This window comes from Sulfobacillus thermosulfidooxidans DSM 9293, from assembly GCF_900176145.1.
Lineage (GTDB): Bacteria > Bacillota > Sulfobacillia > Sulfobacillales > Sulfobacillaceae > Sulfobacillus > Sulfobacillus thermosulfidooxidans.
The window spans coordinates 1,258,773-1,272,837 of record NZ_FWWY01000001.1 but is presented as its reverse complement, the minus strand read 5'-3'; the positions used below and the strand labels follow the sequence as shown (position 1 = coordinate 1,272,837).

Sequence of the window (14,065 nt, the reverse complement as noted above, 5' to 3'; positions counted from 1 at the left end):
ATCCGCGTGAAAGAGATCGCAAATGTCCAAATTTGGGGGGCGGAATCGCTATGTGTGGACGGCAAACGACACCAAAGTGGCGGAAGGGCAGGTCCTGGAATGGCTCAGCGAGTTTATCATGGCGGGAGACGGTCAGGCTTATGGATATCGGAAGTTGACGACATGGCTCCGACGAGAACACGGATTGATCATCAACAAAAAGACGGTCTATCGTCTCTTGCGATCGGCCGATCTCTTACAAGGACAACCCTTGCGGCCCTCCGGCAACCGCCCGCCCCGTGTTCTGGCCGCCAATCGGGTGGTGACGGGCCCCAATCAACTCTGGGAAATGGATTTGAAATACGGATACATTGCGGGAGAAGATCGGTTTTTTATCTCTGCAGTGTCATCGATGTCTTTGATCGATGCATTCTGGCGTATCATCTCGGATCTCACTGTACCGCTATTCAAGCCTTAGGCGCCTTGGAAGGCGCCGTGCGAGCTCGCCAAGCCGATTGGGGTCCCCACGTTCCGGTGATTCGCACCGACAACGGGCCCCAATTTGTGGCTCAGCGATGGGCCACAGGGTGTCAGGTCTTAGGGATAACTCACGAACGCATTCCGGTGGCGACTCCTAACAAGAATGCCCACATCGAATCCTGGCACAGTCTGCTCGAAGGAGAATGTTGGCGGAATCAGGTCTTTCAGACTTTGGCAGAGGCGTATACGGTGACTGCCGAGTGGATCCGTTTTTACAATGAACGCCGCATGCATGGGAGTTTGCACGATTGGGCTCCTGCCGTGTACTATGCGCAGTGCCAAACCGGCACGCGCCCACGATTCACCCGGTGCGGTGTTAAGAAGCCAGCCCGAGACGGGCTCGTCGCTTCGCTCTTGACCGCGGTTTTTGCCCGGGGGCCGAGGGGGTCCAGAGCGCTGCGGAGCAGCGGCCTCGCGGACTCTGGACGTCCGGCCCGCCGGGCGGTATCCTCGACGCAGCGAGCGAAGCGGAGGAATGTCCCCTGACTGGATTGGTATTTTTCACCATAGCATCGATATCCCGTGAAATATCATGCGAACAGGACTAGTGTCTAGAAATTGGGGGTTAAACCGCCCCGAGTCGCTGCGCCAGCGATTACGCACCACGAACGGTGTCGAGCGCCTCAATGCCGAGATCCGGCGCCGAGAACGGGTGATTCGGATTTTTCCGAACCGGGAGTCGGCGATCCGCCTGGTCGGTGCGCTATTGCTCGAGCAGCATGAGATGTGGACCACCGGCAAGCGGTACCTGAACCTCGAACCGTATTGGCAGGCGAAACGGTCTCAAGCGGCGGCGGATGCGCCGCCGCTTGCGGGACCCGCGGTCGTCGCCTAACGACTCGCAAACCCAGGGAACGCTTTTACACACAAATTAGGACTTGACCTATATCATACGCGGAAGGAGTTTGCGATAGAGTGAGATCAAATACGTGAAATGAGGAATATAAAATGCTAAGCAGAGCTCTCGCCATTTGGCAACAAGCCCTTCAGCAAGCAGGAACGTGGACCGCTATCGTGTGGACAGCTGCCTTTTCCCTTCTTTTATTTCTCGTTTTGGTCCTCATTGGTGCCGGAGGCATATTCGCGCTTATAACCCATCCTGTCTTTATGAATAATTCACCCGCATTGTCCTACAATATGGCACGTTTTGCTGGCAGTTTTCTGATTATTGATCTCATCCTATTAGCTGCGGGACCTTTTCTGACTGCTGCAATTTATGGACTCTATGGGCAAGCGGTTCGCGGCAAGCGTGTGTCTTGGGAGACATTTTGGATAATGGGAAGGCGTTTATATGGACGGGGTTGGGGATTCATTTTATACATGATCTTGTACTTTCTTGCGTTAATGATCTTCGCTGGCATATTTGTTATGCTTTTACACCGTATCGGCGTTATTGTCGTTCTAGTGGGTTTGGTACTTTCAATGCCATGGGTGCTTCGCATGACTGGTGGATTATTTGTCGACCAGCTCCCATGGAGTCAAAGCTTTGCTGCGAGTTTTCGCTCGGCTCATTATGGAAGCTTATTGCTGGGAATTATCTTAACCGGCATTGTCTATATATTCGTCATGGGGCTTGTTTTCTTTATTATCCATAGCCTTGGATTTGTGGGTGGTATATTGATGTTTGTCATCGATTTAGTCTTATCCGTGGCGGGTCCTGTTTGGATACTCTCGCTTTATATGGCCGATCAATCATAGAAAAGAGAGTATGATGAAAATCTATGATGAAGAACAATTTGAGTTCATAAAGAATTGATACGTTACACCAAAATATAAAGCCTGGTCGAGCTGCCAAGATTACTCATTAACTTTGGTTGCCGATATCTTTCAAAAGCACAACCAATATAGAAAACAGCTCACCAGGCTTTTTCTTTTCTACACATTTCTTAAAGAATCGCGGTGTTAACGGCTTTCGAGGGACACAACCCACAACCCATATTATGTGCTCAGTTTCCTATTCCCGAGTAGCGAACGGGGAATTTTTGAAGAATGTTAAATATCCTCTTGAGGCTAATTTGTACATTAGGATCTCCGGTGCGACATTCCGCCTAACGTTAGATGCTTGGAATCGTCATGGGCTTGCTGCCACGACTCCGCTGTGACGTCCATCACTGCCAGTGCCAACGGCATCATATCTGACTCCATCAAACGCAAGAGACTTGCGGCCTGTTTCCTGAACAAAAGCAGATATTCTTTCGATCGTACCGGGACTCACGGATTCCTTAAATGCCTTGATACGGCATGGCCTAAATCTAGAGGGAGATTGTCCGGCACTATGTCTAAACCTGCACCTATTCATTAGAATCTTTTTGAGTTTCAAAAATGGCTTCCAAATTAATATCAGCATATCGCGGCAAGGACGGAAGAGCTCCCTTATGAGAAGCCGCAAGGGCACCAACATGTACTCCTACCTGCGCACTCTGAAACCACGACAATCCTTGCGTAACGGCCCATGCCCACGCGCCATTGAATGCATCTCCAGCCGCTGTAGGATCAACGGCGTTAACTTTAGGCGCTGGAATATGAACAGGTTTCTGGCCACGTTCAGCAAACATCACACCATTTTCTCCTAATGTAACCATTATTAATTTCAATTTGGTATATTTTGAAAACAATATTTCGATTCCTTTACACAAATCGAAATCAGTTAAAGGAGAAAGTCCAATAAGTTGAGCAAACTCCACCAAATTGGGTGTTAAAACAGTGGCGTTTTGTAACATTTCCACATTGATAGCTTCCATTGGAGCAGGATCCAGTACAACAATTCCACCTAATTTATTCATATACTCCATAGCAACAATAGAGGTCGAAGGCAGAATTTCGCCCTGAACCATAAGTATTCGAGCTGAAAAATCCATAGATAATTGGTTCCGGACATGACTGGCAGTCAACATATGATTAGCTCCAGAAACGTGCAAAATGTACTGATTGTCGGGACTGATGACAGGAACAGCATATGACGTTTTCGAAGAATCAATTTCAATCAATCCATTATCGTTGTTCATTTCATCAAGGACGGTCTTCCGAAGAAATTTTCCAAGGATATCATTACCAATAGCTCCAACAAATAAAGGATGGCCTCCTAATCGTGCCACTTGACATGCCTGGTTTAGTCCTTTCCCCCCTGCAAACATCCCACTGTCTTGCACTACAAGGGTCTCTCCAGGCATGGGATCACGAGCAACCCAGACCGGTATATCAACAAGAATACTACCCACAACTATGACATCGTACGCCATCAGTGCACCACCAATCACTAAAGTATAAAATATTACTGCGTTACGTCTAATTCAAAATCTGTAGAATAAGGAGGATAATGCACTCGTCCCAATACAGCAAAACGCGTAGCACCGCTAGCATGAGGAATATTCCCTGATAGATGATGGATTGTGGCAAATCCCAAAGTCGCAAATTTAACGGCTTCATTTGACTTTGCAGGAATCCCAAATTGATCTGAGAGGACAAAATGAATATGTTGAGGAATTTGCTGTTTTAAACTATTGATTACCACATCGTTATATACGCCCCCACCATTGCCAATTAGAAAAGATACTTCATCTAAAAAGGGAACACGGTGTAGCGATTGTAGTATGGCCTGCACTGTGAATTCCGCCATTGTCGCCATCATATCTCGAGGTTCAACAGCAGGAAATTTATCTAGAATCATCTGTAAGTATTTCAAACTAAAATCTTCACGCCATGCGCTTCGAGGTGGATCTCGGCGAAGAAAAGGATGGGTCATCAAAAAATCCAACACAGAGGAATTTACATGACCTGTCGCTGCAATCGTACCATTTTTATCATAAGGTAACCCAAATTTAGTTTGAGCCAATCGGTCCATCAAGATGTTTCCAGGTCCCGTGTCAAATGCCATCATCTTATTTTGATCAGCATGAACGGCATGAATATTAGCGATACCACCAATGTTCAGCGTAACAACAGGCGCAATGTGCCGGTAATGAAAATAATCTAACAATTGTTCTATCGGAGCCCCTGTTCCTCCCACAGCAATATCAGCAGGACGGAATTGGCTAATAGTAGGAATTCCAGTCAACGCAGAGATCACTGCTCCATCACCAATTTGCAACGTGCATCCCAGTCGCCCATCCCGAAACGCTTCTACTGCATTACGGAACTCGGTTCCCACCCACTTTTGCCTCAAAGGTGGCTCTTGGTAAATCGTTTGTCCGTCCACTCCTATCACCGCAACCTCAGACGCAGGAATCGACGCCTTGTGTAATACCGCATTCACAGCCTTAGAAAATACTGCCCCTGCTACAAAATTTAAACGACATAGTTCGTCAATGCGCATGTCTAAATTGATAGCTCGAACTATATCATTATGAACTTGTTCGGGCCACGGTATTTCAGCAGTTGCCTCAACACCCTTTAATCGCGGCCATCCTTCAGCATCAAAGTCCATGTCAATGAGCACACCATCAATACTATCCAGCGAGGAACCGCTATTTAGTCCGACGACCCATGCCATAATTTCCCTCCTAGATTACCAGATTAAATGCAAGCCGGAACAAGACATATCTTGATCCGGCTCTAACGTTTATATCAATTATGGTGTAGTCCTATAAACCCATTGTTGATTTTGCGACAAGTTGTTTTTGTCAATAATAATGTTCTGCAATTCAGTAAATTTCGGAATATTATGCTTGTGTTCAGCTGCTTCAACTGCGTATTGTACCGCCAATTCTCCTTCAATCATCGGCTTTTGGGCAATCACCGCTGATATTAACCCCGATTGAATATCCTGGATTTCTTGCGGTTCCGCATCGTAACCAACAATTTTCACCTTTCCAAGCTTTCCAGCAGAACGCACTCCCACCGCAGCTCCACTCGCGGAAGTATCATCAGTCCCAAATATGCCATTCAAGTTAGGATAACGAAGAATTAAGTCCTGCGCTAATGTTGCCGCCTTGGTATTTTGTTCCTGATCGTACTGAATTCCCACAAATTTTATTCCTGGATACGTTTTAATCTGTTGTTCAAATCCCTGAACTCGAGCGGCATCTGTAGAAATACCAGGCGCAGGACTTAACACCGCAACCGTTCCTTTATAATGGATGAGTTTTGCTAAAATTTTTGCAGCTGCTTCTCCGCCTTGGATATTATTGGAGGTCACACGCGCTGTAAGCAAACTTGTTTGGTCAATCGTGGAATCAGCGGTAATTACGGGAATGCCAGAATTTACTGCATTGCGTATAGGAGGAATCATCGCTTTAGCATCTGTCGGCGCCACTACTAATGCAGATACCCCTCGTGATACCAAAGAATCAACTACAGGAGTTTGCTGGGATGGTGAGTATTGCGAAGCTCCCTCCCAAATTAATTTCACTCCCAGTTTTTTCGCTTCTTTTTGAGCACCGTACTCCATAGATATAAAGAAAGGATCCGTTGAATCCCCCGGAACATAGCCAATAGTGATGGCAGGCTTCGTCGACGATGACGAACCGCTCGCATTAGAATTGTTCGCAGACGCTCCACATCCTGCTAAAGCCGCTGCACCGACAACACCTACCAAGGCCAAGACTGCTACTTGTTTTTTCATAATCAGTACTTTCCCCTTTCTCTGTCACTCTAATAAATTCGTCCACGATGCTGTTGCTGGTCTATAAATACGGCCAGAATAATCACCATCCCAATCGCTACCTGTTGCCAATAAGGTTGCACACCAGCGATAACCAACCCTGTAACTAACACCGCAATCACTAAACCACCAATAAAAGACCCCAATATTTTTCCTCGTCCTCCAAACAAACTGGCTCCGCCAATGACAACAGCTGCGATAGCATTCAATTCATCATTAGCTCCTTCCAATGGTGATCCCGTCATCAAACGAGCAACCACAAGAATTCCCGCCAATCCGGCAATCACGCCGGAAATTACATAAATTTTGAGAAGGTGTTTATTAATATTCACTCCACTTACCCGCGTCCCTTCTTGATTACTTCCCACGGCATAAGTCCTAACACCAAAACGCGTATGAGTTAAAACAAGGCTTGCTCCTACAGCTAGGACGACCGCCACAAGAAATGGCACAGGGAACCATCCCAAAATATAGGTACTACCAATAGCATTCATAGCACTAGGAATATTTGTAACATCTGCACCGTTAGTGATAATAAAAGTCAATCCTGTAGCGATGCCCATGGTACCTAATGTCGCAATAAATGATGTAACGCGAAGTTTAGTAATTACCAAACCATTGACCAACCCAACAACGAAACCGACGACCAGACCTGCCAGAATTCCTAGGGCCATGGAGATTCCTTGGTTTGTTCCATGCATCAACATGGTCTGCATAAGATCCGACGATACCATACCGGAAAGCCCCAAAACGGCCCCAACAGATAGATCAATGCCTCCGGTTAAAATGACGAAGGTTTCGGAAACAGCTAGCAGTAACGTATCGGACGCATACATTGTCGTGCTACGAAAATTTTGTTGACTAAGAAATCCTGGAGCGACAATGCTAAAAACCGCAACAAGTAATGCAAGCACTCCGACCATCCAAGACGAGCCTAGTTTAGTTCGCCAACTTCCCAGTTGGTTGGAAACAGTTCTCACCTCGTCGTCTTTCGATGCAATCATGCGCTCACCTTCGTTCCCGTAATGTAGCCAACTACTTCGTCCATATTGGTGTCTTTGGAATCGAGAACCACACTAATCGATCCCAAATACATCACAGCGATGCGATCCGCGACTTCGAAAACGTGAGGAATTGTGTGTGTAATGTAAAGGACCGAGACACCGCTATTGCGTACTTGCCGGATCAAATCCAAAACCATTGCCACTTCGTGTACACCTAAGTGGTTGGTCGGTTCGTCCAAAATAAGAAGACGACTCCCCCAAACAGCTGATCGAGCCACGGCAACCGCCTGTCGTTGTCCACCCGACAAATCCGCAACTGGCTGCGTTAACGATTTGATGTGAATCTTAAGTTTATTCAGTTCCTTTTCAGCCACTTCTTTCATAGCCCGCTTGTCCAAGGTTCCAAACATACGACCCAGAAGTCCTGGTTTGATAATCTCTCTGCCTAAAAACATGTTTTGCAAGACCGATAAATGCGGAGCGAGCGCAAGGTCTTGATAAACCGTCTCGATACCTAAATTCCGACCGTCCAAAGGTCCTTTTATCGTCACATTTTGGCCATCAAGAAGAATTCGACCCGAAGACGGCTGAACAGCTCCGGAAATCATTTTGACTAATGTCGACTTTCCTGCTCCGTTATCGCCCACAAGGGCCATAACTTCACCCTGTTTAATGGAGAGGTTTGCATTTTTCACGGCTTGGATAGTTCCGTACGACTTAGAAAGGTTTTGCAACTCCAATACCGGAATGGTCGAATTTTGAGATGACACTCTATCACTCCTTTCGGCTCAATCCCGACAAACCAATCTCCCCGGAAATACCGCTTTCTTTGTTTCGGTTACACCTCGTTCGATGCGATCAATTAGTAAACGTGCTGCTTCTTCACCCATGCTCGCAGCTGGTTGATCAATAACAGTAATTGGAGGAATCATGAGTCCTGTCCAAGCTTCGTTATCAACACCAACAACAGTAACGTTACCGGGAAATGCGCCGTGAGCCTCCAAAACTTCGAGAAGGCCCGTCATCATGAGATTGTTACCGCATATTATGGCAGTAGTATGGGGAAGATTGGTCAGCCACCACTTGGCGGCTTCTCGTCCGCCTTCTACAACAGATCCTCCGTTGACGATTAGCGGCTTTAGATTCCGCTTTTCCATGGACTGGATATAACCTTCTAACCGTTCACTTGTTGTCGACAATCCAATACGTCCGGCAACAAACAAAATATCTCGATGACCACGGTTAAATAGATGATCAACCAGTAATTCCGCCGCATGATGATTATCTAGTACAACACTGGAGAGTGACGAGCCATCCCATAACCTGTCAATAAGAACAGTAGGAAAATCTAATGTTTCAATGAGGTCCCGTGCATCTTTATCATTGGGACACGGTGCAACAACCAAGCCATTGAGTCCTTTTTGAATCATCAATTGAATCGCTTGAAACTCGATCGTGGCATCTTCGTTCGTGTTTGCCACCATGACGGAATATCCAAACTGTGATGCAACCCGTTCCAAACCTTGAAAGATCTGGGCATAAAACGGGTCAGAAAAGTCACCCATGATGAGACCAATAGTCTTAAACGATCTAAGGCGCATTCCACGCGCAAATGCCGAAGGTTGAAAGTGCAATTCTTTCATCGCTGCAAAGACTCGCTGTCGTGTACTGTCGGCAACAGGCCGTGTACCATTCATCACATGCGAAACTGTTGCAATGGAGACACCTGCAATTCGCGCTACATCACGTATGGTCGCCACATAATTCCCTCCATATAAACGTTTACACGTAAACCTTTACCGTAAACGTTTCACATATTATTACAATACCTTTAGACGAATAAGTCAATAACTTCAGAAAGTTAATTAATTCACAAAGTATTCTGCATAACACCTGCATATCGAGAACATGCAAAGTATGTCGACAGAAACACTAAACTCCTTCAGTCCACTCATAGACCAAAGGAGTCCTTTTGAGTATATTTCACTACACGCTTCGGGATTATGTGTGAAAAATTTTTTAAACTGCTTTCTTAAACTAATTGGAAGAGTTTCAAGACTCATGCCGTGTTCGTAACCAACATAAAAGGCACGAAAGCCTTTATGCAACAAGCACTTCACATTATTCCGTCAACTTTCTTAAGCCCCGTTGGTACTTATTATTTTCTCGCACAAGACGGCGAATTTCGTTTTCTGCTTCGGCCCATGGATAATCTTTGACAATCGTCATTCGCTCTGCCTCAATCGACCCTTCCGCATGAACCGCCAGCACTAGATGGTAAGCAGCTAATTCGGAGGCCACCAGATCACTGGCGAGATGCATAACAGCCATCCGTTCAAATCCCCCAATTTCGTGTCCGGCAAAAGCTTGTTCAAACCATTCTCCGAATTGAGGATTCTGCCAGTCTTCCCAACTAGGAGCGGTAACCAAAAGACCTCCAGCGATATCTTGAACCCGGTGAAAGGCTTGGTGTAGTCCCGTTGCAAAATGATATTTCGCTAGATTCACTAAGGGAATATTGGGCCGGAAAATCCCAGATGCCACACGTTGTCCTTGTTCGGCGGCATTATCCAAGATAGAGCGGACTGTCATCTCATACAACACCAAATCTCCTAGGGCCATTTGTACATGCCGAGCATGTCGAATCCCATTATATTCGGCCAGTAATGATGCGACGCCCACAAGAGCTTGTAGTAATGGTAATTTATAAGACACTGCGGTAAACCGGTGAAATTCCACGAAGGCTTTGGCAATTGCCCCGGCGGCATCCCATTCACCTGCTAAAAACACCTGATCCCATGGTACAAAGACATCATCGAAAATCGTCACCGTTTCCACCATCTTGTGCTGGGCACTCAAAGGATGTTCCCAGACATCGGTAGCATGTTCTAAATAGGGACTGGCAACTAACGTTAATCCTTGAGCATTAACGGGAACAGCACAACACACAGCATAATCTTGGTCCGCTGCCCGCATTTCTCGGGTCGGCAACACAAGGAGCCAGTTAGCATTAATCGCAACCGATGTGTGTACCTTGGTTCCACGAATCCAAATTCCTTCCGAAGAGCGATTAACAATTCGGACATAAGCATCGGGACTTTTTTGATCCGCAGGTCGTCGACTACGATCGCCTTTTACGTCAGTTTGGGCAACAGCGAGAGCCCAATCGTGATTGCGAGCCTTTGTCCAAAAATTCCTTACTCGTTCGGTATAATGGGTTCCATAGCGTGCATCCACATCAGGAAGCACTTCGAGCAATCCAAATAACGCGTCCGTCCCAATTTCATGAATCAAGGGAACAACCGTTCCTCCAAGCCTCGTTCCTTCGGCAATTAAATCGCGGCGGCGTTTCAGGTCCATAGCGGTTTGGGGGACCGCGTAGTAGCGACTAAAACTGTCATGACCTTCAGACACCACGGCTAAATCTCGATAAGCCGGATCATGGGCCATACGAAAGTCCACAGCGGCATGACGTATAGCCTTCCCTAAAACGGGGTGAGCCGTCACATCTTCAACAAGCTCTCCCCGGTAAAACACACGTCGCCCATCGCGCAGCGACGCATAATACTCCTCTTCACGCTGTAACATGTGAATCCTCCTTCATACCTACTGGTTGGTATGTTTCTTTCAGCAAATTATCGTCTGATGTAGGAACAACCGGAACCCGATGAGAGAATCCGTTCCCCGATTGAAGACAGGTAGCCTTATGAAAAGTTGGATAAATCCTTGTGAAGACCAAAAGAGATTTACGCGGTTAAACCTCCATCAACCACGATGATGCTTCCTGTCATGAAATCTGAAGCTCTTGACGCTAAGAGAACGATAACGCCCTTAAGATCATCATCCGAGCCAAAACGCCCTAAGGGAGTTCGCCGTAAAATTTCTGACCCGTGCTCTTCGAGAATCACTCGGGACATTTTCGTTGGAAAGAACCCGGGAGCTATGGCATTGACAGTAATGCCGTACTTTCCCCATTTCACTGCTAAATCTTTAGTGAGGGTAATGATGGCCCCTTTGCTCGCACTATACCCGATAGCATCGAGTATCTCCGGGTCACTTCCCACAAGTCCCATCACCGAGGCAACATTGATAATCTTGCCTCCTCCCTGCTGACTCATCACGCGAGCCACACGCTGGCTCATCAAAAAGGTCCCAGTCAGATTGGTTTCGATCACCTTGTGCCATGCCGCCAAGGGCATCTCTAATGCACTGGCTCCCCATGTTGCTCCACTGTTATTCACTAGAATGTCAATGCGTCCAAACTGGGCGATAACCGTATTCACCACACGATCAACATCCTCGACTTGGGTGACATCACAAGTTAACGCTAAGGCACGTCGATCATGTTGTTTTATCAACTCGGCCGTTTCTTCGCACGCCTTGAGTTTCCGAGAACATATTGCAACATCTGCTCCCGCTTCGGCCAAGGTTGTAGCCAGAATTCGTCCTAGTCCTCGTCCGCCCCCCGTCACTAAGGCAACTTTGCCATCGCATCGCATCAATTCTCCAACGGTCACTTGTTAACCTCCCTTCTTTCTCGTTCGACCGCTTGCTGTTCTACTTTAGCAATAGAGCTAAGAGGATGATTCACAGATTCCATGCAAAATGAGGCGCGATACCTGTTCAGCAATTTCATCGGGCGACAAAGGACCTTGCGGGTTATACCATGTGTAGATCCAATTACACGTTCCAAAGAGGGATAATGTCACTAACCGGGGTGATTGTTCGGTGCGAAACACCCCAAGATTTTGTCCCCGTTCAATAACCGATTGCATCAAACCCGCGTAATAATCACGGGATTTCTCAATATCATCAAAGGCCTTGGGCGGCAGTCGATGCATTTCTCTAAAGAATATGGTAACTTCCCGTTGATATTGAGCAATCGACCGTATGAGGGCTGTGATCATCGCCTTCAATGTCGTCACGGGATCTTGACCACGGGACATAATCTCTTCGGCGTCCGCGATTTCGGCACTAATAAACTTGCGGTGAATAGCTTCTAGCAAATCCTCTTTAGACTGAAAATAATGATACAGGGCACCTTTTGTCACTCCAGCAAATTCGACGATTTCGGCGACCGATGTGGCGTCATAACCCCGCTCTGCGAAAAGATGCGTTGCCGCCTCGATAAGCCGTTCAGGCACAGAAAGTGCCGAAGTCTCAGTCATGCCAACATGCCTCCAAACTTGTCACGCAAATATCGCCGTAAGAATTTCCCTGTGGGCGTTGTGGGAATTTCATCAACCCATATAATGCGGCGAGGCACTTTATAAGTCGCCAGTCTTTCGCGGGCAAACACGATAAGCTCCTCCTCGGATGGATGAAAACCGTCTTTGACCACGATAAAAGCTGTTACTGCTTCTCCCCGGTAAGAATCGGGTAAGCCAACCACCGAAACTTGTTTAACAGCCGGGTGCAAATAGAGAGCATCTTCCACATCTCTCGGCCAGACTTTGTTGCCTGATGTTATAATGAGGTCTTTCTTCCGGTCAATAATATAGATCCATCCCGCTTCGTCGATTTTAGCGACATCGCCCGTAAAGAACCACCCATCGAGAAAAGCACGGCTGGTCTCTTCCGGTTTTTGCCAATATCCCTGGGTTAGGGACGGCCCCTGCAAGACGAGTTCTCCCACTCGATTCGCTTCTAATACATGATTCCTATCTTCTAAATCTCGAATTTCCGCCCTGATGCCAGGCCCCACCTTGCCCACAGACAACGCGCCCGAGTCGGGATCAACCGGTGCACGCTCGCCCCATGGTGTAATGACAATTCCGTTGGCACTTTCGGTCAGCCCATAAACATTGTAAATATAACATCCCGTTACCTTCTCAAAGCGTTCCACAACCGCGGATGCGACTGGTGCTCCTCCACTATAAGCCTTGGCAAAGTGTGATAAATCGACCTCTTCAATGTGAGAATGGTTTAACAATGCTAAATAAGTGGTAATCGCACCGACAGTAAATGTGCCCCGATGCCTTATTAAGGCTTTTAGTGCCACATCAGCGTCAAATCGGTACAGTAAGACCATCGGCATGCGAACACGAATAGATACGGCCATTCCGGCAACTGCTCCCGTGATATGAAATAAGGGTGCAAAAACCACATTCACATCCTTCTCGTTTAATTGGGCAAGCCTCTCATAAATATGAGCACTGTGTAGTAATTGCTCGTGCGTGTTCATTGCCGCCTTAGAAGGGCCCGTTGTTCCCGATGTATAGGTTAACAGTGCGACATCATCTGGATTTCCAGTAATCCACAGATCATGCGTCCACGGTGTGAATGCCCACAAATCTGTATAGGCAGTCCATGTGGTCGTTTTTAGACCATCTAAGGCGTCTTGAATTCGAGGAAGAAAGTGGGGAGCTTCACCTTCAAAATCCTGCCAGTCAGAGATGCTCACACCAAATCGTCCTGACATCACATCTTCTGGAATTTGAAGCAGACTGGATTCCAAGGCAATAATACCTATAACCCCTGCATCTTCAATTTCTTTACGAATTTCTTCTGCCTTTAACATAATATTTAAGGGAACAACCGTGCCCCCTAAAGCCCAAATCGCAAAGCACACCACAACATAAGCAGGCATATTTTGACACATGACAGCAATACGGTCTTTGGGTTTAACCCCCAAGACTTTGAGACCTCCAGCCACATGTTCAATTTGCTGAACTAACTCATGTAGGGGCCATTGGGTATCATAGTAGTATATTGCGGTTTGTTGAGGATAGAAATTAAACCCATTCAGGAGGGCCTCAATCATTGTTTTGGGAGCCATATCCTTCATGGTCACACTGTCATACCTCCCTACTCCTCGACTGATCCTGCCATCACTGTGTTACCACAAACCATACCAACCGGTCGGTTTGGTCTACAGTAACACAAATTCCCTTAACTATCCAGCACAAATTTCTTTATATAGGGTTTATTCAAATAACTTAGA

The 14,065-nt window shown here is 46.8% G+C and carries 13 protein-coding genes and 1 pseudogene; 4 read left to right on the top strand and 10 right to left on the bottom strand.

Going from position 1 to position 14,065, the window contains the following annotated elements:
- The first annotated feature begins 22 nt into the window (after positions 1–22).
- The 4 genes and pseudogenes from B8987_RS06595 to B8987_RS06580 all read left to right on the top strand — a co-directional run bounded on the left by B8987_RS06595 (position 23) and on the right by B8987_RS06580 (position 2,217).
- Positions 23–457, top strand: coding sequence for an IS3 family transposase (locus tag B8987_RS06595; RefSeq protein WP_084661037.1), 435 nt, complete (start codon positions 23–25; stop codon positions 455–457).
- Positions 340–1,005: an integrase core domain-containing protein gene (locus B8987_RS19585; protein WP_242940694.1), complete on the top strand. Its 666-nt coding sequence runs from the start codon at positions 340–342 to the stop codon at positions 1,003–1,005. Before B8987_RS06595 ends, B8987_RS19585 begins: the two co-directional genes overlap by 118 nt.
- A gap of 88 nt (positions 1,006–1,093) precedes the next feature.
- Positions 1,094–1,354: pseudogene (locus B8987_RS06585) on the top strand (transposase); the annotation flags it as partial.
- Between the two features lie 113 nt (positions 1,355–1,467).
- Positions 1,468–2,217, top strand: a complete 750-nt coding sequence (locus B8987_RS06580; RefSeq protein ID WP_084661036.1) for a hypothetical protein — start codon at positions 1,468–1,470, stop codon at positions 2,215–2,217.
- A gap of 593 nt (positions 2,218–2,810) precedes the next feature.
- On the opposite strand, the gene B8987_RS06575 is transcribed toward B8987_RS06580, so the two are convergent.
- The 10 genes from B8987_RS06575 to B8987_RS06530 form a co-directional block, all read right to left on the bottom strand.
- Entirely contained in the window at positions 2,811–3,758 is a 948-nt protein-coding gene (locus B8987_RS06575; RefSeq protein WP_084661035.1) for a ribokinase, read from the bottom strand.
- A 32-nt stretch (positions 3,759–3,790) separates the two neighbouring features.
- The gene (locus B8987_RS06570) at positions 3,791–5,008 is read right to left on the bottom strand and encodes an anhydro-N-acetylmuramic acid kinase (RefSeq protein WP_084661034.1); all 1,218 of its coding nucleotides are present in this window, start codon (positions 5,006–5,008) and stop codon (positions 3,791–3,793) included.
- 78 nt (positions 5,009–5,086) lie between these two features.
- On the bottom strand, positions 5,087–6,079 hold the full coding sequence (locus tag B8987_RS06565) for an ABC transporter substrate-binding protein (RefSeq protein ID WP_051350996.1): 993 nt from the start codon (positions 6,077–6,079) through the stop codon (positions 5,087–5,089).
- Between the two features lie 29 nt (positions 6,080–6,108).
- Positions 6,109–7,122: an ABC transporter permease gene (locus B8987_RS06560; RefSeq protein ID WP_037912259.1), complete on the bottom strand. Its 1,014-nt coding sequence runs from the start codon at positions 7,120–7,122 to the stop codon at positions 6,109–6,111.
- Positions 7,119–7,892: an ATP-binding cassette domain-containing protein gene (locus B8987_RS06555; RefSeq protein ID WP_028962123.1), complete on the bottom strand. Its 774-nt coding sequence runs from the start codon at positions 7,890–7,892 to the stop codon at positions 7,119–7,121. The genes B8987_RS06560 and B8987_RS06555 overlap by 4 nt, the downstream gene beginning before the upstream one ends.
- 18 nt (positions 7,893–7,910) lie before the next feature.
- Positions 7,911–8,882, bottom strand: coding sequence for a LacI family DNA-binding transcriptional regulator (locus B8987_RS06550; RefSeq protein WP_051350997.1), 972 nt, complete (start codon positions 8,880–8,882; stop codon positions 7,911–7,913).
- A 361-nt stretch (positions 8,883–9,243) separates the two neighbouring features.
- Positions 9,244–10,710, bottom strand: a complete 1,467-nt coding sequence (locus tag B8987_RS06545) for a 4-hydroxyphenylacetate 3-hydroxylase N-terminal domain-containing protein (protein WP_084661033.1) — start codon at positions 10,708–10,710, stop codon at positions 9,244–9,246.
- 158 nt (positions 10,711–10,868) lie between these two features.
- Positions 10,869–11,639 (bottom strand): SDR family oxidoreductase, encoded by a 771-nt coding sequence (locus B8987_RS06540; RefSeq protein WP_084661032.1) that lies wholly within the window; start codon positions 11,637–11,639, stop codon positions 10,869–10,871.
- 57 nt (positions 11,640–11,696) lie between these two features.
- A complete protein-coding gene (locus B8987_RS06535; RefSeq protein WP_084661031.1) occupies positions 11,697–12,290 on the bottom strand; it encodes a TetR/AcrR family transcriptional regulator in 594 nt (197 codons plus the stop codon).
- Positions 12,287–13,909, bottom strand: a complete 1,623-nt coding sequence (locus tag B8987_RS06530) for a class I adenylate-forming enzyme family protein (RefSeq protein ID WP_242940693.1) — start codon at positions 13,907–13,909, stop codon at positions 12,287–12,289. Before B8987_RS06530 ends, B8987_RS06535 begins: the two co-directional genes overlap by 4 nt.
- Positions 13,910–14,065 lie beyond the last annotated feature (156 nt).

What these genes read in the sequence shown, in the direction of transcription:
- B8987_RS06595 (WP_084661037.1), top strand. Translation starts at nt 23, where the DNA reads ATGTCCAAATTTGGGGGGCGGAATCGCTATGTGTGGACGGCAAACGAC.
- B8987_RS06580 (WP_084661036.1), top strand. Translation starts at nt 1,468, where the DNA reads ATGCTAAGCAGAGCTCTCGCCATTTGGCAACAAGCCCTTCAGCAAGCA.
- B8987_RS06575 (WP_084661035.1), bottom strand. Translation starts at nt 3,758, where the DNA reads ATGGCGTACGATGTCATAGTTGTGGGTAGTATTCTTGTTGATATACCG.
- B8987_RS06570 (WP_084661034.1), bottom strand. Translation starts at nt 5,008, where the DNA reads ATGGCATGGGTCGTCGGACTAAATAGCGGTTCCTCGCTGGATAGTATT.
- B8987_RS06565 (WP_051350996.1), bottom strand. Translation starts at nt 6,079, where the DNA reads ATGAAAAAACAAGTAGCAGTCTTGGCCTTGGTAGGTGTTGTCGGTGCA.
- B8987_RS06560 (WP_037912259.1), bottom strand. Translation starts at nt 7,122, where the DNA reads ATGATTGCATCGAAAGACGACGAGGTGAGAACTGTTTCCAACCAACTG.
- B8987_RS06545 (WP_084661033.1), bottom strand. Translation starts at nt 10,710, where the DNA reads ATGTTACAGCGTGAAGAGGAGTATTATGCGTCGCTGCGCGATGGGCGA.
- B8987_RS06535 (WP_084661031.1), bottom strand. Translation starts at nt 12,290, where the DNA reads ATGACTGAGACTTCGGCACTTTCTGTGCCTGAACGGCTTATCGAGGCG.
- B8987_RS06530 (WP_242940693.1), bottom strand. Translation starts at nt 13,909, where the DNA reads ATGAAGGATATGGCTCCCAAAACAATGATTGAGGCCCTCCTGAATGGG.